Here is a 19357-nt window from a genome sequence, read left to right on the forward strand (position 1 = left end):
AATTACTCCGTTGTCTGAATTGGAAAATACTTGACTGGGTCATTAGAACCTTGGGGTGGCTCTGCCCAACAATCCCCAGGGGGTGCTGCCGTTGCTCCCTCCTTCACCGAAGCACTCGTGACCCCAAAATCCCCCGGCTTTGCCCAGACACAGCCCGACACCCCCTTGCCGGCTGGATCAATGGCTTGGGCATGCACAGCGGCATACCACGGATTACCGCCACCATGGAGGATGCGGCCAGTCTTTTCGTCCCTCACTTGGTCATAGGTGAGCGTCAAGGGATAGTAGCCATCCACCCTATAGCCCCCCCCTTGGGTGTTATAGATACCTAGGTAGGCAATTTTGGTGGCAAAAATTTTGTGGCGCACCCGGTAGGCCTCCTGGGCACGGTTAACTGCCCCCACCGCTGATTTGGCTCCCGCCAGTTGTGCCTTGAGCCGTTGGTTTAGCAGCGAAGGCAAGGCAATTAGGGCAATCACCCCTAAAATCACCATCACCACCAGCACCTCCGGAAACGTCAATCCGCCATTGGCTCCCCACCGCCGCCGCTCCTGCAGAAAAAACAGCAGCTTCAGATATACACTGTCCCTACCCCTGTCCCCATGTTCTGTCATAGCCATCTCTAACTCTTCAACACTGCTCTACCGACACCTTACTCACGATACGCGCCACAGGATTGTCCCTGCTCAATGCGCATCCCCCCCAAAATGGTTGGTATTCGCACGCACTGGAGGTACTCCTCTTCACGGGAATAGATGCTAAAGGCAATCCGCCGGGGCGTCACCGGCGTGATCACCCGCCCCTGATGGTCAAAGGCCAACTCACACTGTTGGACTGCCGCTGATTGCGCCTGGGGCTGCCAGCATTCCAAAATTCGATTCCCCTCCCCCACCTCTGTGGAGTTAAAGTCAGTGGCGTACATAACCATCACCAACTGCTCATCGTCATCCACTAGGGGCTGCCACTGCCAGTCCCTCCTATCCCGGTTGACGGGATTGGTCGACCACTGCGGGCCAAAATCGGTATTGCGAAATGCCGCTATCCAAGGCAGCTTTTCCCTTTTGGCATTGGCCTGGGCAAGGCGCAGTACATTGCGGGCAGTATTCACAGCGGCGCGCACCCGTTGCCGTTGCAGCAGTGGAAACAGGGTCATGGTGCCAATGCCCACAAGAATGGCAATCAGGACAATGACCACCAGTATCTCGGTCATGGTGTAGCCCCGTTGGCGGCTGTTCATGGCTGCGGCGCTCCTTTTCCTTAGGCGGTTAGCTAAAAATTGGGAACTTTTCCTTGCACCGAACGGCTCAGCACCGTGGTGGTCAGCACGGGCCGATTTTGTATATCCTCTTCACGGATCCCCGGCAAGCCCTGGGGATTGCCCCGCAGATAAACAAAGGTGGCGGCATTAAAGCTTGAGCCGCGCTCTTGCACACAGGCAAAAAAGCCTGCCGGTGCCGGCGCATCACTGGTGTCTCGGGGAGTGCGAATTGTCCCCGTTGGGCAGTCTGGCCTTGGCATACTGGTATCAGTATCAATAAAGTCTGTGACCACCGTCAAATCGGTGACCCGTAGATAGCCCTCAATGTTTTTGACAGGGCGACTAGATTGCAGATTGGCACCAGTTTGCACATCAATTGGCCAGCGGGCAAAGTTGGTCCTTCCTGTAGGGTCAACATACCCCTGGTTAATCCCCAGCCAGTCGTAGTTAGCATCACTAGCCCTCGCCGCTTCCTTATATTTGCGCAGTTGGTAGCGCACGAGTCGTGCCTGCCCCTGCCAATCCGATTCCGGTGACCAAAAGGACTGGCGAGCGGTATCAATGTAATACACCACCAAGGTATAACTGCGGCGGCCACTTCTCAGCTCTTGGCAGTGTGCTTCCGCATTTGCCTGATCTGTTGACCATACCCTTGAGCAATCCCGCGGCATGACGAATCGGGCATACCCCAGTTGGTTTTGGTAGTAGGGAAAGGGCTCCAAAATCCACATTGCCAACACCGGCCGCATGGTATTTGGAAAGTCGGGCAGGTAGTTTGTCAGGGGTTCAGAGCGGGAGGTATCGCCACAGGAGCCGCTGCCAGCTAAGCAGTTGCCGTTATAGACAAACACTGCCTGGGACAGATCCGTACTGATCACATCCAGCGTCGCCTTGAGGTCTTGGCGCAGCTGATTCAAAGCGGCCTCGCGGCTTTCGGTTTGGATCATGTCGATTAAAATTGAGCCTAAGGAGGCGGTGATCACCCCGGCAATGACCAAGGAAACCAGAATCTCGGTAATCGTAAAGCCCTTGGATCGCCGCCGCCACCAACCCAGCAGTTTCATTGCAACCTCTCCTCTTTGCGACAACAACACCTTATGAACCAGAACCTGAACCGCCATCTCCCTCCGGCACAGCCATCAGCGGCAGGGTGTTAGGAGCGTCACTGCGCAGCAGCACCGTTGTCAACACCGCCAAGGGCCGTCTTTCGGCACCCACAATGCTGCTGGTCATCATCACCGCTTCTGGCTCAATAGGGTCGGGGTTGCTCTCTGGCTCCATCGGCAAGGCTGCAGCGCTATAGACCCGCACCTGCACCGGGTAAGCCAAGACCCTGCGGGCAGTGTCGGTAATCAGGGTACCGCGATAGATTTGCACCCCAAAGCGGGCATTGTTCAGCTGCCGCTCGCAGGCCGTGGTGGCATTGTTGGGCAAGTTGCAGCTTGTCAGACTGGTGGGCGGGGCTTGCCTAGAGAGGACGGAGGGATTACTCACGGAGGCGCCAACAGTGCTTGCAGGAGGCAGCAGGCCACGGTCTTCGCGAATGTCGATGCCCTGCTCCATCATCACCCGCAGCCGATCCAACTCGCCACGGGCAATCTCTGTGGCTTGGTTAATGCGATCATTGCGCAAGCGGGTAGCCGCCACCAACAGCAGCGGTGCGGCCAACATGGCCACAGAGAGGTTCACCACCAGAATGGCAATCAAACACTCCACCAAGGTCAGCCCCCCATTGGCTGGCTGCAGCCGCTGCAATTGCCGAATCATCGAACTCACCTCCATCGTTAGGCAGGACAATTAGACACCGTTGGATCAACTCGTCCACTACCGTCAGGACGTTGGGCACAGCGTAGGCGTAGGATATAGGGATCGTCGGCACGCAGCTCAGTGTAGAATTCATTGCGTTGCCGCCCTGGGGTAATAAATCGCCGTGCCACTGGCCCTGCCGGTGCCAGCTGCAGACCCACGTCATAGCCCCAGCGTCGAGTCGGCGCTCCGTAGTACCGAATTAACTCTACAGATTGCGCTGGACAATTGAAGGCGGTGTTGACATCGCGGCAGCGAGGATCGTTGGGAATTTCCCACTGGTCTTGATCAAAAGGACCTGTGGCTTGGGTCGAGAAGTTCAGTTGAATAAAGGATCCCTGAATGGTAAGGTTACCCCATCCCTCCAGAAAACGCGGGAAGTTGTGCATGCCGCCATAGGATTGGGTCGGTCGCGAAGGCACAGTGCCACTGATGATTACCGCATTGACTTGGGTATCTTTAGCACTGTTGCGAGAGCGAGGATCGCTAAACCTATAGTAGCTGTTGTTGTTGTTGTAAGGTTTATCGGCTTGGGCTTGACCATGTTCACCATCGGGATAGCTTGTGAGGGCCTTACCCTCGCGATCCACCCGTTCACCTGTTCGGTAATTAATCGCCCAAGGCGTGCCATTGCGATCCACGTAAATCGGTGAACTGGGATCAAAGGGACTTTCCCGCAGCCAAACTGTATCGTTAGGTAAGTTGTCCCTAGGACGGTTGGCATTCAAGAAAGAGGTGCGCAGGTTTGCATTGTTGGCACAGGTCAGGTAGATTTGGCCAGGATTGTTGCCGTTGTTGTTGTTAACCCGTGCGTCACTTCCAGTGTTTTGCACATAGTTTGTGGCGAGGTTTTCAGGGGAGTTGTTGTCAAGCCTTTGAATATCATCGTTGTAAGCCTCAGCAAAATAATCATTGGCAGAGCCATTGCAGAAATTGTCAGAGAGAATCGTCACCGCATCCCCGAGGATTTCTGCGGGTCGCCAAGTGTCGGAGTTAGGCCGAGCAAAGCGATTATCGAGCGTATTACGGCTATAGAAGTTGCTCCAGTTTGCGTCTAGGGTTGTGGTAAATTCCTCCAGATTGTTTGTTGTGCCGTTGGTACTGTGGAGGTTAAAGTCCCCCTGAATATAGACTGGGTTATCGCTGATAAAGGAGAGGCCAGCGATATTTTTACTTGCGGGGATTCCTTCCCGGTCAAGCCGTTTACCATTCCACAATCGAAAGCCATTGGGTCGCCGCATTGGATCGGCAAAGAAATCCACTGGTTTTGTCGAAATGCCGTTGGCGGCTCGGATGGGATCATGAGGATTGCTGGGATTAGTATTCATCCAGTTTTGACCTGTAATGGCAGGTCGGGCAATGCCATCTTCGCGCACTGCATCCTCCCGGAAGGCATAGACAATGCCCCCCATCGGCAGCCATGTATCCCCACCAATAGAAGTGCGCCGCAGCAGGTCAAGGTCAATATCCATTTCCCGCACCGCCATCTCTTCACGACCATTGAAGAGGGTGTTATCAAGGAAGGCCACGTTGTAGGCATTGCCGTCAAAGCCAATGATTTGATTCAGGCGGCGGGGATAGGGGTTATTCCCAGCAACTGGCTCGATAGGGGTAAGGAAATCTGTTGGATTCATACGTGGGGTTGCTGCAATAGCCCTCGGAGTTACAGACGGCCCCCCCGGCGGGTTGAAGATCTCCCGCAACGCTGGATATTTAATCACCGTATTAAAGGTACCGAGAGGCAGGTCACTGTCACCTTGGCGTTTGAGCACCACCAGTGTCGAGTTCACAGCAATGGGAGTTGTACCTGTACCCGTACGTTCTGTGCCGCCAATGTAGCGTAGGGTTGCTTTAATTGGAGTTGGTGGAGCAGGACTGTTAATGACCTCAAAGACTCCCTCTACGCGATCACTGTTAGGATCAGTAGGATTGATGGGACGGCGAATTGCCACAATGTCTCCAACTTGGAGTTGGGGCGGTGACGTGGGCCCTAGCGTGTATGTGATTGTAACCTCGGTAGGGTCGCTTGGGTCATTGCTTGGGTTATTGGGAAACGGAACGGCAACGCTGATAGTACCAGTACGAGTGTCTGGGGGGGGGGCGTCGTAATTCGAAATCCACGCAGAAGCTCCTGCTGGAATTTTCCTTCCTGGTTCTGGTGGCGCATTACCTGGGACGCCGTCTGGGAAGCCCTCATCGGGGCCCGGGTTTTTCAACGTTACTGTGAGGATCTTGCCATGGTCATCACGGTCACGGTTGAAGTCCTCCAGAATCATCCACCCCGCACCAGTGACATAGACACTTTTGCCCTTATCACCACCTTCGCTTACTTTACGGGGACGCAGGTCAAAGTTATAGCTGGGGGCATCTTCAAGCTTGACAGTCCTTGTTTCACCAATGCCAGGCATCTCAAACGCCTCACCAATCACAAATCCTCGTTTGTCTTGCCCTAGGCAAAAAGCCTTCCGCAAGTTGCTATACCCATTAGGAATTCCACACGTGTACTCTTCTGGATTAAGGTCATATTTCACCTGCTCCTTGAGGGCAATTAAGCGGGCAAGACGGGCATTGACATCGGCATTAGTTTCTTGCAGCGGGCGCTCACTCCAGCGATCATTAGGGGGAGCATTAGGGATCAGGGCGGTGATGTAGGCATTGGCATCCCAATAGCCACCGCGGTACCTCAATGGCTCAGCGTCGTTGCGCTTGACCTCGATGGTAGAACTATTGAAAATCACTTTATTGTTCGTAAGCAAAGTGCCGATCGCATTATTCAGCTTATTCAGATCACTCGGGTTGAGGTTTTGGTAAAGATCTTCATCTTCAAGGGTATCCACACTATGAGCCAGCATTCCCAACATACAGCCTGCGGTGTGGATTGTACTTTGATCGGCCAAGCTTAGAGCGCTCAAGCTGCCTCTTTGCTCTAGGAGTTGAAGCGCGCGGGCAAGGTTCGAGAAATTCCCAGCACGGGTCTTTTTAGGATCGGGATGAATTTTGGTTCCCCCTATTTCCTGTTTGGGCGGAAACGCCCCATCCACACCATCACCCGCATAGTCCACGAGGTTCCGCATCGCTTTTCGCATCTCTGGACTGTTGAAATCAGGAGGCTGAAACTCCCAACCATTGGTGCCGCGCCCAGTAAAGAAGTCAAAGAAGCGGAAATTAGGGGACAAGCCTGGAATGCCATCGTACTGGTTGAACATGATGCTGCGCAGGGCAGTTTGCGGTGTGCCGTGGTGGTGAGTAGTCGCCAAGCAGGCGATCGGCTCATAGCCCCCTGTGTTTTGCCCCGGATAAGGCTCCGTAAACGGATCGGGAATACTGGAGTCAACCGTTGTTCCCCTCGCTTTGTAGTGATAAATGGCTGTGGCCTGCACGGCTGCCAAATCATCCCGCAGCGTGCGGTGCTGATAAAACTCGTTGCGGCGGTTGTTACTAGCGGTATTACCCGCAGGTGGATCAGCAGGTCGATCAAGAGGTTTGCCCAGTTCCAAGCGTTCTCCCACAATGATTCGTAGGCCTTCTTGGCGTGCCCGCCGCTCCCAATAGCCATCCAGTCCCAAATCCTCCCGTTTATTTTGGCTGTCGGAGGGGGCAATATTACGAGTCAGCAGATCGCGCCCCTCAATCGGGTCGCCCACCTTAGCGCCTGGCGGAATTTGCCGCAGCGGATCAGAAGCAGGCATCTTGACGTCATACACGGGCTTAGGGCCATAGCGGTCATCAGCGCGGTACGTATCATCCACGTAGGGCTTAGGTTGGGTTTTATTGTCAAAGCGCCCCTGCTGCACATAAAACTGATTCGACCAGTAGTTAGTATCAGTATCATTCTGTGCAGTATCCCGTACCGTCACATTGGTTGGATCACTCCCGCGCGCCCGACTGCGGTCTTCGGTCACAATAGCCACTGGGTTGAGAGCGACATCCGCGGGGTTCAGACCATCCTTTACAGAGTCCCGCTCCGCCGTAAACCTGACGTTTTGAGCAGGTGGATCCGCATCCCTAGTGGTGTAGGGGTCACTGGGCGGCTCGCGGTAAGAGTGAATCTCAACAGTTCCCGCATTGGTGTTGTTATCCCGCAAGCTCCCCGCCATAAATTGGCCTTGGAATTCAATCTCATTGGTTTCTGGGTTGCGGATTTCCGTTGCCGTAATCTCTGAAGCCGCGCGGGTATAAACACAGGACTTCGGCGCGCTAATCAGATAGGCGGTGAAACCAGTACCACCCGTCAAAAAGACACTCCCCTCGGTGTGCAGTGCCCCATTCCAGCGAAACACCGGCCCCGGAAAAATCTCCAAATCATTGCGGAACCATGCCCCCCATTTATTGCCCCGCTCCATTTGGCGTTCCTGCACAAACTCAATCGTCGACAGCGCCTGACCACCATTGCGGTTTTCATAAACAAAGGCATTAATTTGAAAGTTCTTGCGCAAAATAGCACTGCCCACTTCATCCCAGCCCACTTCCACCTGTTGGCCTGCGGCGCCGCCCAGCTCACTACACTGATTCCCCAGTTCAGTAATCCCCATTGGCCGACTGCGGGTGATCAATTGACCAGCTTTTTGCGCATCCGATTCATCGAGTTGCGCATTGCTCGGTCGCCGCATCAAGATCGAGTAGGCCACGATCGAGTCACTAGTGGGTTGAAACACCCAAGCATTATCCACCTGCCCATCGCCATTAATATCAATCCGCTGCTCGTCAGCCATCGTATAGGGGTCGGGGTTGCGGGGGGTCCCTAGCCGATTGCCAATAATCTGTTCAATGGTTTCTTCCCCCGGCACCCCATTCGGACGCAGCGGATCTTGGCTAAAGAAGTACTCTAGCTTGGCACGCGCCCTATCAATGGCCGGTGCAGTGGCATTCAAAACTTGGATGGTCTGCCGTTGCCCCCCCACCTCTGCGGTGCGATTCAGCGTGCGGATCATCAGTGCTGCCACCGTTAATGTCAGCACCACCAACACAATCACCGCCGTCGGCAACACAAACCCCCGGCGCCCAAACTGCAGTTGCCGCCCCCCTCTCCCTAGGGGTGCCAGCCGTCGCCGTATCCAGAGGCGCAGCTGGTAAAGCAAATGACGAATTGCTTGGGTCAATTTGCGATACTGCCGTTTTGAGAGGCCAAAGCGTCGGTCATTCTTTTTCATAGGGGCACCTAGTCAACGCACGGGAGCAGTAACCTACCACTAGTTATAGAGCGATCAATAGATCTGAAATAGGCTAGTAATTAGTATGGTTTTTCCTTGGTAAAAAATTTCAGCCTCCAGACAATTTTTCAAATTGTTGCGCACAGCAATCATACTTATTGCCACACGATCAAACACACAACTTAAATGTTCCAACTAGCGATTTATGATGCCTAGGCTAGGAAGAGCGATTTAGCCACGCAAACACTTCCTCTAGGGCAGTGAAGTCCAAGAGAGCCTCTGCCAATGCTTCGATTTGAGGGGGAGAGAGCTGGCGAATGCGCTCCTCAAGGCCAGCTGGTAACTCGCCAAACCGCCGCCTTAACTGCCGCAACACAACGAGGGTCTCTCCCTGCTGCAACCCTTCCTTCCGCCCTTCCTGTCGACCTTCCTGTCGACCTTCCTGTCGACCTTCCTGTCGACCTTCTTCCCGTGCCTCAGCATAGACCTCTTCCCGTACCTCAGCATAGACCTCTTCCCGTACCTCAGCATAGACGTCCCGATAAAACCGCGTCCGCTTCAGTTCCTCAGTAGTAAACCCCAGCATGCGCAGCACCTCCTCCCGACTCAGCTCCGTAAACTTGTACAACACAATGGTGGTGATTAACTCCATTATGGCTTCTGGCCTTGGCACTGCCTCTGTGCGAGTCCGCTCTGCCAACAACCGTGCTGCTGTCGGCATTTCTGCTTCAGGTAACACGGTGAGTTGCATCAGCGCTAGGCTCAATGGCAATGCCTCAAGTGACCCCAATTCATTCAGATAGACCCGATGCAGGCGATGACTATTCACCAACACCTCATAGGGCTCAAAGGACACTTGTTCCACTTGACGATGGGGATAAATGACCACCGCTTGCCAATCAGAGAAGGTGTGGCGATACAGCCGCAGATAGAGAAAGATTTCCGCAAAGAAGCGCTCGTAGAAGCTGTTATCGCGCTGAAACTGCACCTCACAGAAATAGACGGTTCCTGAGGGGTCAGGGGGCACGAAGACGCCATCTATGCGAAAGGCCGTTTGCTTCAGCTCCACGGACTCAAAACGATACCCCTGAGGCGTGTCTATGCCCAAAAGGTCAAAGAGGGTCTGGGGTAGTTGGGCAAACAGTTGGTAAAAAAGAGAGTCACGGCGCATCGGCTAGCTGGAGCGCTCTAGCCAAGCAGAGACTTGCTCAAGAGTCGTAAAGTCCAAGAGGGCTTCTGCCAGAGCTTCGATTTGAGGGGAAGAGAGCTGGCGAATGCGCTCCTCAAGGCCAGCTGGTAACTCGCCAAACCGCCGTCTTAGGAGGCGTAAAACAACAAGGGTCTCTCCCTGCCGTAATCCCTGTTGTAATCCCTGCTGCAATCCCTGTTGCAGCCCTTGTTGCAATCCCTGTTGTAATCCTTGCTGCAGTCCCTGCTGTAATACCTCTTCCCGTACCTCAGCATAGACCTCTTCCCGTGCCTCAGCATAGACGTCCCGATAAAACCGCGTCCGCTTCAACTCTTCCGTCGTAAACCCCAGCATACGCAGCACCTCCTCCCGACTCAGCTCCGTAAACTTGTACAACACAATGGTGGTGATTAACTCCATTATGACTTCTGGCCTTGGCACTGCCTCTGTGCGAGTCCGCTCTGCCAACAACCGTGCTGCTGTCGGCATTTCTGCTTCAGGTACCACCATCAACTGCATCAGCGCTAGGCTCAATGGCAATGCCTCAAGTGACCCCAATTCATTCAGATACACCCGCCGCAGGCGATGACTATTCACCAACACCTCATAGGGTTCAAAGGACACTTGTTCCACTTGACGATGGGGATAAATGACCACCGCTTGCCAATCAGAGAAGGTGTGGCGATACAGCCGCAGATAGAGAAAGATTTCCGCAAAGAAGCGTTCGTAGAAGGTAGTGTCCCGCTGAAACTGCACCTCACAGAAATAGACCGTTCCTGAGGGGTCAGGGGGCACGAAGACGCCATCAATGCGAAAGGCCGTTTGCTTCAGCTCCACGGACTCAAAACGATACCCCTGAGGCGTGTCTATGCCCAAGAGGTCAAAGAGGGTCTGGGGCAGCTGGGCAAAGAGTTGATAAAAAAGGGAGTCGCGGCGCATGGGCTAGCTGGAGCGTTCTAGCCACGCAAACACTTCCTCTAGGGCAGTGAAGTCCAAGAGAGCCTCTGCCAATGCTTCGATTTGATGGGCAGGGAGCTGGCGAATGCGCTCCTCAAGGCCAGCTGGTAACTCGCCAAACCGCCGTCTTAGGATGATGCGGGCGGCTCCGGGGGGCGTCTTGACTGCCAATAACTGCTGGAGTCCTCGTTGGCGATAGGCGTTCAGCCAGCGAGTAATGGTGGACTCGTTGCAATGGAGCAATTGGGCAATTTGTGGGCGGCTGTGGACACGTCCTTGCTTCAGCCAGTAGAGCATCTGCAAGCGTTCCTGCTGTCGAGCATCGGTTTCATGTTGTAGGCGTCGCTGCAGTTCTTCAGAGCTTTCTGTAATTGTGAGGACAAGCAGGCGAGCCATGAAGGTCTCCTACTGAGATGACTTCAGTTTTAGGATAGACAATTCCCTCGTTTAAGACCTATTTATTAAGCTCAATGTTACAAAGAGCTGGTATTAAATACAAGTCTTGTCCCATGGATTGGATTGAACACACTCAACATTATGGCTACAGGAAAGACTTATATCCGATGTTTTAGAAAGGTGAAGAAGTGACACATTGACAATTGGCGCAACCCGAAGCGATCGCTAGGCTAGAGGCAACCCCTTGGAACCGCCATTATGTACAGTGAGTCAGAACATACTCCCCAAGCGATCGCCAACCGCCCCTATCAAGTACGGATTGGTCAATACCTCAATGAGGGCTGGCAAATTTTCAGCACTCAACCCGCTGCCTACATTGGTTTTCTCATTCTGGCAATGATTATCAATGGTGTGCTCAACAACATTCCGGGGGCTGGCCCGATTGTTAGCACGATTTTGGCAGGCCTCTTCGCCGCAGGCTACTACTTTTTCAGCTTTCGCATTGCCCGCAACCAAAGACCCGAATTTAGCGACTTTTTTAATGCGTTCAAAAACAACTACTTTTTGCCAATTTTTCTGACGAACTTGATCATCGGTTTGATTACGAATGTGTTTGTGATTAGTGCCAGCATTCTATTCATGATTGCGGGGTTGCCCTTCTGGCAAAGCATATTAAGGCGGGCGGCGGCTGAAGCAGCGGAACCCGATGCCGACTTAGAACAACTGCTAGCGTTACTGGAGCAGCTTCCCGCTGTGCCGGATGCCCTGACCCCCGTTTTCATCTTGGTGGGTGCCATCCTGCTGCTGCCGGGGGTTTACTTTGGGGTAGCCTATATGTTTGCTGTGCCTTTGGTGGTGGAACACCGGTTTGATGTGTGGCCGGCACTAGAAACCAGCCGCCGCTTAGTTTCCCGCGATTGGTGGAGCTTCTTTTTTCTCAGCGTGTCAATCATTTTCTTCAATATCTTGGGCTTTTGCCTCTGCTGTGTGGGGATGCTGGTGACTATTCCTTGGAGTAGTTGTGTCATTGTGGCGGCCTACCGCGATATTATTGGGCTCATGCCCACGACGGATAATACGAACCAGTTTTAGTCTGATGACGCTGCCCACCCTTGCGGATCTCAACCTCGACCCCTTCTGGATGCCCTTTACGGCCAACCGCCAGTTCAAGCAAAGCCCTCGGCTCCTTGTTTCGGCAGCCGGGATGTACTACAGGAGCATTGATGGCCGTGAGATTCTCGATGGCACCGCCGGGTTGTGGTGTGTCAATGCCGGCCACTGCCGTCCAGAAATTGTCAGCGCGATCGCCCAACAGGCAGCAACACTGGATTTTGCCCCCACATTTCAGATGGGACATCCGGGGCCATTTCAGGTGGCCGATTGCCTGCGTGCCATTACCCCTGATCCCCTCAACCATGTCTTTTTTGCCAACTCTGGCTCTGAGGCCGTGGATACAGCCTTGAAAATTGCTCTTGCCTACCATCGGCTGCGGGGAGAAGGGACACGACAACGGCTCATTGGGCGTGAGCGGGGCTATCACGGGGTCGGCTTTGGTGGAATTTCAGTGGGGGGAATTGCGCCCAATCGCAAGTTCTTTGGTTCTCTCTTGGCAGGAGTGGATCATCTGCCCCACACCCACAACCTTGAGCACAATGCCTTCAGCAAGGGGCAACCCGCTTGGGGAGCACATTTAGCCGATGAGCTAGAACGCTTAGTGGCGCTGCATGATGCCTCGACGATTGCGGCAGTGATTGTTGAACCCCTCGCTGGCTCTACGGGGGTATTGATTCCGCCCCAAGGATACTTGGAACGCCTGCGTGCCATTTGCGATCGCCATGGTATCCTGCTCATCTTCGACGAAGTAATTACTGGCTTTGGGCGGTTGGGTGCCCCCTTTGCCAGTCAGTACTTTGGTGTGACTCCAGACCTCATCACGGTTGCGAAGGGTCTAACCAATGCCGCTGTACCCATGGGAGCGGTGATTGTCCGCGATGAGATTTACGACACCTTCATGCAAGGCCCCGCGGGGCAAATTGAGTTTTTCCATGGCTACACCTATTCGGGACATCCCCTTGCCTGTGCGGCCGCCTTGGCAACCCTAGAGATCTACGAGAAAGAAGCCCTATTTGAGCGGGCGGCTTCCCTGGCGCCCTATTGGCAGGAGGCCATCCACAGCCTACGGGGTCTGCCCCATGTCATTGATATTCGCAACTTGGGCTTGGTGGCAGGGATTGAATTAGCGCCACGGGAGGGGCAAGGAGGGGCACGGGGCTATGATGCCCTCTGTCGTGCCTTTGAAGCGGGACTACTGATTCGTGTCACGGGGGATATTATTGCCCTCTCACCACCGCTGATTGTGGAGCGATCGCACATTGATCAAATGGTGGATATTTTGAGTCGTGTTCTACGGGAACTTCCCTAGGCACCGCCACGTCAGAATCAGCGGATCACTCTCTCCTTGGAGGCATCTATGTTACGCTTCCTGCCGTTGGCCATCAGTAGCTTAGCTACGCTGGTGGCGATCGCTCCCCCCAGTCGTGCCGCCTATCCCCTCTTTCCTAATCAGCCGGGGGTTGATGTCTTTTTCCCAGGGCTAGAGTCCTTTGGGCGGCCACGGACACCGCAGTACAGTCCCTACAATCCCGTCATTTACCGTCCGCCGCAGCAATCTCAAACCTACATTATTGTGCCAGTGCCCTATCCGCCTCGCCCCGTAATTTACCCGCCCCCCTATTCACCGGTTTATTATCCCTATTACCCCTGTTATCCATTCCGTTGCCGATAAACAACAATACTGGGGATTGATACTTGACTCGACTTGGGAAGCAGACCGAAAGCCGGTTCTCCTGCTAAAATAGCGGCTAATTTAGCCATTTTCAGTTCGAGAGAAATCTATGGCTCAGTTGGCGATCGCTCCCGTTTTATTTCACCTTGCCTTTCCTGTCAGTAATTTGGCGGACACCAAGGCCTACTACATTGATGGGTTGGGCTGTGAACCGGGGCGCGAAAATCCCCACTGCCTGATCATGAAGCTCTATGGCCATCAACTAGTGGCTCATGTCACGGATGAACCCTTAACCCCACCCAAGAGCATTTATCCGCACCACTTTGGCTTGATTTTCTTGGCACAGGCCGACTGGCAAAACCTCTGCGATCGCGTGATCAAGAAGGGACTTGACTTTTACCAGCCACCGCGTACCCGCTTTGCCAATACCCCCCTAGAGCACCAAACGTTCTTTCTCGCAGACCCCTTCCACAACCTGATTGAAATGAAGCACTACCGCCATGCAGAAGCCATTTTTGGCCTGCGGGATCACCGTCATATTGGCGATACCCCCCTCGTTTCTGCGCCGCAACCGTGACCCATCTGATTCTCTATAGCAAGCCCGGCTGTCACCTCTGTGAAGGACTACAAGAGAAGCTGGCCACTCTGAAGGAATTTACCCTTGAGGTACGCGACATCACCAGCCGCGAGGATTGGTGGCAAGCCTATCAATACGAGATTCCTGTTCTCTACCTAGTGATTGGAACGCAAGTGCTTCCCGTACCGCGCTTTTCTCCCCGTGCCAGTGCTGCACACATTCGTCAGCGACTCCAAGAACTGACCCATTCAGGCGGCTCAGCATCCACTCCTTAAGGGCATGATCAATTACAGCCCTTTTCACAGCGATCGAATACGGCCAAAAATTTAATTGCTAGATTGCATCCCCCCTATGTATCCCATATGTTAGAAAAGGGTCATCATCGGCATCGCAAAGCCAATAGGAAACTCAGGAATGGTGGATTTTGGAGCAATGCTCTTTCGCGGGCGGGGGGTCAAGATCTCGCAGCAGTATGCGGTGATTGGCCTAGGGCGGTTTGGCCGGGGGGTGTGCGAGACCCTGCACAGCATGGGCTATGAGGTGCTCGGCAGTGATAACCAAGAGCGATTGGTGAATCAAGTGCTTCAGGATCACATTGTGGATCATGCGATTCAACTGGATTCCACGGATCCCCAAGCCCTCAAGGAGGCGGGTCTCTTTGAGTTTGAAACGGTAATTGTGGCCATTGGCAACCATCTCGACGCCAGTATTATCACGACATTGAACCTAAAGGAGGCAGGCGTGCCCAATGTCATTGCCAAGGCTTCCTCAGAGATTCATAAAAAACTCCTAGAGCGAGTGGGGGCAGATCGGGTGGTCTTTCCAGAGTATGAGGCGGGTTGTGAACTGGCGCGATCGCTCACCCGCCCAGCGATTCTCGATTGGTTTGACCTTGACCCCGAAAAAAGTATTGTCGAAGTCAAAGTGCCTGAGGCATTTCACAATCGCACAGTTGCCGAGGTGGAACTCCGTAGTCGCTATGGCCTCAACCTCATTGCCCTGCGCTTTGATGATAAGTTTGAGATCAATCCCAGTCCCAACCAAAAGCTCAATAAAGGGGACATTATGGTGGTGATTGGTGCCAATAACGATATTGATCGCTTTTTGCGTAGTCAACACATTAATTAGGGCATAACCCTTGAGCTTTCGCTACTGGTCGCCGCCGGCACGGGTGATGGCGATTCTCCTGTGGATGTTTTGCATTAGTAGTTTGCGGCGGTTAGACAGTCTGGCGATCGCGACCTTGCTTGTGGCGCTCCTCTATCTCCTGAGCCATGTCCCTTGGCAGCGCTTGGGCAAACGTCTGCAGCAGATGGGGCTCTTTTTTCTGGGACTGTGGTTACTGTTGGCGGTTACGGCGTGGCCGATCGCACTGCTCCTCACATGGCGCTTGGTCTTGTGTCTTGCCCTTGGCGTGGTGTTGCTAGAAAGCTTGACGTTTAGTGAATGGGTGCGGGTCTGTCGCTGGTGGGGACTACCGCCCTTGTTGGTGGATACGCTGGCTTTGACCTATCGCTATCTCTTTGAGCTAGAGAGTCAGTTGACACAAATGCAGCAGGCACTCTTTCTGCGGGGATTTCGCTTGAGTTGGCGCCGCCTTCGCCCGTGGGCACAGGTGATTGGTATCTTTCTCATTCGCGCCGAGGAACGGGCACAGCAGATCTATCTGGCAATGCGGCTGCGGGGCTATGGGCAAGTGCTTCAGCGTCGTCCGCAATTTTCTGAAGGGGCGCCTTGGAGTTGGGGGCTAACGCTGAGTGCTAGCTTGGGGGCAGGATTGTTGGCAATCTATGATGCCCTTGGCGAAATCCAACTGCCTTTTTGAGGTGGATAGACGACAGTGGGAACAGTGGTACATTAACATATTAACATTTGTAAACGATTGCCCCTTTGAGATTGCCCCTATGAAACCCAAGAACGCGCTTTTCGTTGCGGAGCAGGTGTGCCTAGTTGGTCATATTGTGGCGATGGCCTTTGGCTTAGCGGGGTTGCTCCTCGTCGTTCCCCATCCCGAGTTTATTCTGGCGTTGCCCGCCTGGGGTCAGCAGCTTTTTCAATGGAGTATGGGGAGTGGGGGTGTCGTTTATATTGTCCTCGGCGCACTGGCGATCGCCCTTCACACCTATCGCAACTTTGGCCTTGGCAAACTGCTTGGCTTTTTGCTGCCAGCGGTGGGCATTTCCCTTACCAGTGAACTGTTGGGGACGAGTACCGGCTTTCCCTTTGGCCATTATGGTTACCTCAGTGGTTTGGGGCACAAAATTGCTGGACTGGTGCCCTTCACCATTCCCCTCTCTTGGTTTTATATGGGGCTAGTCACGTTTCTTTTGGCCTACAGTGGCTTCATCAGTCGTCCGCTGCGGGAAGGCAAGGGCGTGGGCTTGGGGGCAGCCCTGATCACCGTGGGCTTGGGAGCAATCTTTTTAACCGCTTGGGATTTTGTCCTTGATCCGGCCATGAGTCAAACTGCCATTCCTTTTTGGCAATTTCAGGATGTCGGTGAATTCTTTGGGATGCCTTACCGCAACATTCTGGGATGGACGGGCACAGGAGCCGTATTTATGGGGCTGGCGATGATCACTTGGTGGCCAAAGCCAATGGTGGTGAACCGTGGGCAACTCATTACCCCCTTGGTGGTGTATCTGGTGAATTTTGCCTTTGGGGCGATGATTACCCTCACATCTTTGGATCAACGTTTTTGGATTCCGGCAACGCTGGGATTTGTTTTGGGGGTCGTGCCGGTCACAGCACTGTGGTGGTTTACTGAAGCCCCCCTAGAGAAAGTTCAAGGGGTCAACATCAATACTGAGGCGGGTTGAGCGGGGACACTGCGCCTTGAGGTGCATGAGAGCTGGGCTGAGGTGAGAAACTCGTTCTAGTTTGCCCTTGAGTAAAATTTGCCAGCGGTAGCGGCCAGCAATTTTGGCGATCGCGGCCGGGGCGGGGCCAAGTACTTCCCATTCTCCCTGAGAAACTGGGGCTAACGTTTGGAGCTGTTGGGCGATCGCCTGAGCCGTTGCGGCCACCTCCTCAGCATCGGGACCACTCAAGCGCAGAAGGATTAGTTGGGCATAGGGGGGATAGCCCAAGGGGGCACGGCTACTTAGCTCCTGGGTAGCAAAGGTGTCCCAGTCATAGGCTTTGACCGCTGTAATCACTGGATGCTGCGGCACATAGGTTTGGAGAATGACTTTACCGGGGTGTGTCCCCCGGCCCGATCGCCCCGCCACTTGGGTGAGGATTTGAAACGTGCGTTCTGCCGCCTGATAATCGGGCAAGTGCAGGAGACTATCGGCAGCCAAAATTCCCACGAGGGCGACCTGCGGCAGATCAATGCCCTTCGTCAGCATTTGTGTCCCCACCATCACATCAGCTTCGCCGGCGGCAAACTGAGCCAGTAACCGGCGATGGGCACCCTTGCGTTGGGTCGTATCACTGTCAAAGCGCAGAACTCGCAACTGCGGAAAGAGGCGATTCAGTTCACTCACCACCCGCTGCGTCCCGCCACCAAAGGGCTTGAGATAGGGGGAGGCACAACTGGGACAACGCTGCGGTACGGCTTGGCTATAGTTGCAATAGTGACAGCGCAGCACTTCCATCTCCGCGCCAAAGAGGTGTCCAGTGAGAGAGACGCTGCAATGGGGACAGTAGATCACTGTGCCACAACTGCGACAGGAGACAAAGGTACTGTGACCCCGCCGCGGTACAAAGAGAATTGCCTGCTGTCCCTGAAGATTCCCTAGAGCGTCTTGCAGCGGACGACTGAGCATGGAACGGTTGCCACGGTGTAATTCTTGGCGCATATCCACGACGGTGATGGGGGGCAGGGGGGTGGCGTGGATACGCTGGGGAAGGGAAAGGATCTGAATCTGGCCGGTTTGGACAGCCTGCCAAGTGCTGAGGGCAGGGGTAGCGGTTCCTAAAATCAGGGGACACTGTTGCTGGCGCGATCGCCATTGGGCAACGGTACGGGCATGGTAGCAGGGCTGAGGTTGATCCTGTTTGTAGCCGCTGTCGTGCTCTTCATCCAGAATGATCAAACCCAAGCCCACCAAGGGCAGCAGAATCGCTGATCGCGTGCCAATGATTACCCGTGGCTGCGGCATCAGCGTCAACCGCCAAGTATCGTAGCGCTCCCCCTCACTGAGACCACTGTGATAGACCAACAGGCGTTCACCAAAGCGAGCACGCACGCGATCCGTCAGTTGAGGCGTCAAGCCAATCTCCGGCACTAGCAGCAAGGCCGATCGCCCTCGCCCTAGGCACTCAGCTATTGCTTGCAGATAGACTTCCGTTTTGCCCGACCCCGTCACCCCGTGCAGGAGAAAGGTTTGGGCACAGTCTAGGTGTTCGGAAATAGCTTGCAGGGCAGTGGCTTGGGCAGGGGTGAGGGCTTTTGGTCGATCCGATGTCACCGTTACCCCCTGTTCAATGCGGCAATGCTGCTGCTCGACAATGGCAATGTATCCCTTGGCAGCAAGGCGATGGAGCGTTTGGGCGGTGGTGCCAGTAGCCTTGAGTACCTCTTGCAGCCAGCAATCGCGACCCTGTTGCTGCAAATAGCGGAGGATTTGGCGCTGCCGCTGGGTTAAGGTCTCCCCTTCACTATTGAGGAGTACCACCGCCTGTTGCTGTTTTGGCTGTTGACTGGCGGGTGCCGCTAAGTAGGTTTCCACCCAGCCAAGGCGTTCGAGTTCTTTGAGGGCACGCTGAGCCTTGGGAAGCTGTTGCTGGAGGTAGCGCACACTGTAGTCCCCACTCCCTTTGGTCTGGAGAAAGCGCAGCAGATGTTGCCCTTGTTCTGACAGGGGGAGAATCCCCTGTTGTGGCCGCAGGCGCACCCGCCGTTGCGATCGCCCCAAGACCCCCGGCGGTAGAGCAGTGCGCACCACTTGAATTAAAGGCGTGCAGTAGTAGGTGGCAATCTGTTTTAGGAGCACCCAATAGTCCTTGGGAAAAAGCTGCTGGTCAACCACGTCAAGGAGCGATCGCAAGCGTTGTGGCTCAACTGATGGCGGTACAGTTTCCAGTACCTCGAGGACAATCCCCCGCACCACTTGGGAGCCAAAGGGTACTTCCACCACCTCGCCCCCTTGAAGACACCAACCCGCAGGAACTTGGTAAGTGTAAGCCTCGCTTGCCGCCGGACAGTCCACAAGCACACTGGCGTAGAGAGAGGGTTGTTGAGGTGCTAAGGCCATCAGATGGTTTGATTGGTTTTCACTCAGACAGGCAGATA

The 19357-nt window shown here is 54.3% G+C and carries 17 protein-coding genes; 8 read left to right on the forward strand and 9 right to left on the reverse strand.

All coding sequences use genetic code 11. The features are described from left to right. Positions 1–2 precede the first annotated feature (2 nt). The 8 genes from RHJ02_RS07560 to RHJ02_RS07595 form a co-directional block, all read right to left on the reverse strand. Positions 3–620, reverse strand: a complete 618-nt coding sequence (locus tag RHJ02_RS07560) for a prepilin-type N-terminal cleavage/methylation domain-containing protein (RefSeq protein WP_206199634.1) — start codon at positions 618–620, stop codon at positions 3–5. Positions 621–652: 32 nt separating this feature from the next. Further along, the gene (locus RHJ02_RS07565; protein ID WP_206199635.1) at positions 653–1237 is read right to left on the reverse strand and encodes a Tfp pilus assembly protein FimT/FimU; all 585 of its coding nucleotides are present in this window, start codon (positions 1235–1237) and stop codon (positions 653–655) included. A 32-nt stretch (positions 1238–1269) separates the two neighbouring features. Then, positions 1270–2322: a type II secretion system protein J gene (locus RHJ02_RS07570; RefSeq protein ID WP_206199636.1), complete on the reverse strand. Its 1053-nt coding sequence runs from the start codon at positions 2320–2322 to the stop codon at positions 1270–1272. 31 nt (positions 2323–2353) lie between these two features. After that, positions 2354–3025 (reverse strand): hypothetical protein, encoded by a 672-nt coding sequence (locus tag RHJ02_RS07575; RefSeq protein WP_206199637.1) that lies wholly within the window; start codon positions 3023–3025, stop codon positions 2354–2356. 17 nt (positions 3026–3042) lie between these two features. Next, entirely contained in the window at positions 3043–8214 is a 5172-nt protein-coding gene (gene hpsA, locus RHJ02_RS07580) for a hormogonium polysaccharide biosynthesis protein HpsA (protein WP_310800089.1), read from the reverse strand. Positions 8215–8431: 217 nt separating this feature from the next. After that, positions 8432–9385 (reverse strand): Rpn family recombination-promoting nuclease/putative transposase, encoded by a 954-nt coding sequence (locus RHJ02_RS07585; RefSeq protein WP_310800090.1) that lies wholly within the window; start codon positions 9383–9385, stop codon positions 8432–8434. Between the two features lie 3 nt (positions 9386–9388). Further along, positions 9389–10342 carry an Rpn family recombination-promoting nuclease/putative transposase gene (locus tag RHJ02_RS07590; RefSeq protein WP_310800091.1) on the reverse strand — a complete coding sequence of 318 codons (954 nt, stop codon included), beginning with the start codon at positions 10340–10342 and terminating at the stop codon, positions 9389–9391. A 3-nt stretch (positions 10343–10345) separates the two neighbouring features. Continuing rightward, positions 10346–10756 (reverse strand): DUF4351 domain-containing protein, encoded by a 411-nt coding sequence (locus RHJ02_RS07595; RefSeq protein ID WP_310742844.1) that lies wholly within the window; start codon positions 10754–10756, stop codon positions 10346–10348. Positions 10757–11014: 258 nt separating this feature from the next. Here RHJ02_RS07595 and RHJ02_RS07600 point away from each other — a divergent pair, with 258 nt between their 5' ends. The 8 genes from RHJ02_RS07600 to cruF all read left to right on the forward strand — a co-directional run bounded on the left by RHJ02_RS07600 (position 11015) and on the right by cruF (position 16937). Beyond that, positions 11015–11848, forward strand: coding sequence for a DUF975 family protein (locus tag RHJ02_RS07600; RefSeq protein ID WP_206199651.1), 834 nt, complete (start codon positions 11015–11017; stop codon positions 11846–11848). Between the two features lie 4 nt (positions 11849–11852). Further along, positions 11853–13178: an aspartate aminotransferase family protein gene (locus tag RHJ02_RS07605; protein ID WP_206199652.1), complete on the forward strand. Its 1326-nt coding sequence runs from the start codon at positions 11853–11855 to the stop codon at positions 13176–13178. Positions 13179–13226: 48 nt separating this feature from the next. Beyond that, a complete protein-coding gene (locus tag RHJ02_RS07610; protein WP_206199653.1) occupies positions 13227–13541 on the forward strand; it encodes a hypothetical protein in 315 nt (104 codons plus the stop codon). A 109-nt stretch (positions 13542–13650) separates the two neighbouring features. Continuing rightward, complete coding sequence (locus RHJ02_RS07615; protein WP_302676255.1) at positions 13651–14118, forward strand: VOC family protein; 468 nt, start codon at positions 13651–13653, stop codon at positions 14116–14118. Then, positions 14115–14393, forward strand: coding sequence for a glutaredoxin family protein (locus tag RHJ02_RS07620; protein WP_206199655.1), 279 nt, complete (start codon positions 14115–14117; stop codon positions 14391–14393). Before RHJ02_RS07615 ends, RHJ02_RS07620 begins: the two co-directional genes overlap by 4 nt. A 139-nt stretch (positions 14394–14532) precedes the next feature. Beyond that, positions 14533–15246: a TrkA family potassium uptake protein gene (locus tag RHJ02_RS07625; RefSeq protein WP_302676254.1), complete on the forward strand. Its 714-nt coding sequence runs from the start codon at positions 14533–14535 to the stop codon at positions 15244–15246. 10 nt (positions 15247–15256) lie between these two features. Then, the gene (locus RHJ02_RS07630; RefSeq protein ID WP_302676253.1) at positions 15257–15943 is read left to right on the forward strand and encodes an energy-coupling factor transporter transmembrane protein EcfT; all 687 of its coding nucleotides are present in this window, start codon (positions 15257–15259) and stop codon (positions 15941–15943) included. A gap of 79 nt (positions 15944–16022) precedes the next feature. Beyond that, the gene (gene cruF, locus RHJ02_RS07635) at positions 16023–16937 is read left to right on the forward strand and encodes a gamma-carotene 1'-hydroxylase CruF (RefSeq protein ID WP_302676252.1); all 915 of its coding nucleotides are present in this window, start codon (positions 16023–16025) and stop codon (positions 16935–16937) included. Here cruF and priA read toward each other — a convergent pair. After that, a complete protein-coding gene (priA, locus tag RHJ02_RS07640; RefSeq protein WP_310800092.1) occupies positions 16893–19319 on the reverse strand; it encodes a primosomal protein N' in 2427 nt (808 codons plus the stop codon). The two genes, cruF and priA, sit on opposite strands and share 45 nt — an antisense overlap. Between the last annotated feature and the right edge of the window lie 38 nt (positions 19320–19357).

Origin of the sequence: Thermosynechococcus sp. TG215 (assembly GCF_031583455.1) — a bacterium.
Classification (GTDB): domain Bacteria; phylum Cyanobacteriota; class Cyanobacteriia; order Thermosynechococcales; family Thermosynechococcaceae; genus Thermosynechococcus.

Bases quoted from the DNA above. Each gene is read 5' to 3' on its own strand.
- RHJ02_RS07600 (WP_206199651.1), top strand. From the start codon at position 11,015: ATGTACAGTGAGTCAGAACATACTCCCCAAGCGATCGCCAACCGCCCC.
- RHJ02_RS07605 (WP_206199652.1), top strand. From the start codon at position 11,853: ATGACGCTGCCCACCCTTGCGGATCTCAACCTCGACCCCTTCTGGATG.
- RHJ02_RS07595 (WP_310742844.1), bottom strand. From the start codon at position 10,756: ATGGCTCGCCTGCTTGTCCTCACAATTACAGAAAGCTCTGAAGAACTG.
- RHJ02_RS07585 (WP_310800090.1), bottom strand. From the start codon at position 9,385: ATGCGCCGTGACTCTCTTTTTTACCAACTGTTTGCCCAACTACCCCAG.
- priA (WP_310800092.1), bottom strand. From the start codon at position 19,319: ATGGCCTTAGCACCTCAACAACCCTCTCTCTACGCCAGTGTGCTTGTG.
- RHJ02_RS07565 (WP_206199635.1), bottom strand. From the start codon at position 1,237: ATGAACAGCCGCCAACGGGGCTACACCATGACCGAGATACTGGTGGTC.
- cruF (WP_302676252.1), top strand. From the start codon at position 16,023: ATGAAACCCAAGAACGCGCTTTTCGTTGCGGAGCAGGTGTGCCTAGTT.
- RHJ02_RS07570 (WP_206199636.1), bottom strand. From the start codon at position 2,322: ATGAAACTGCTGGGTTGGTGGCGGCGGCGATCCAAGGGCTTTACGATT.
- RHJ02_RS07560 (WP_206199634.1), bottom strand. From the start codon at position 620: ATGGCTATGACAGAACATGGGGACAGGGGTAGGGACAGTGTATATCTG.
- RHJ02_RS07625 (WP_302676254.1), top strand. From the start codon at position 14,533: ATGGTGGATTTTGGAGCAATGCTCTTTCGCGGGCGGGGGGTCAAGATC.
- RHJ02_RS07590 (WP_310800091.1), bottom strand. From the start codon at position 10,342: ATGCGCCGCGACTCCCTTTTTTATCAACTCTTTGCCCAGCTGCCCCAG.
- hpsA (WP_310800089.1), bottom strand. From the start codon at position 8,214: ATGAAAAAGAATGACCGACGCTTTGGCCTCTCAAAACGGCAGTATCGC.
- RHJ02_RS07615 (WP_302676255.1), top strand. From the start codon at position 13,651: ATGGCTCAGTTGGCGATCGCTCCCGTTTTATTTCACCTTGCCTTTCCT.
- RHJ02_RS07610 (WP_206199653.1), top strand. From the start codon at position 13,227: ATGTTACGCTTCCTGCCGTTGGCCATCAGTAGCTTAGCTACGCTGGTG.
- RHJ02_RS07575 (WP_206199637.1), bottom strand. From the start codon at position 3,025: ATGATTCGGCAATTGCAGCGGCTGCAGCCAGCCAATGGGGGGCTGACC.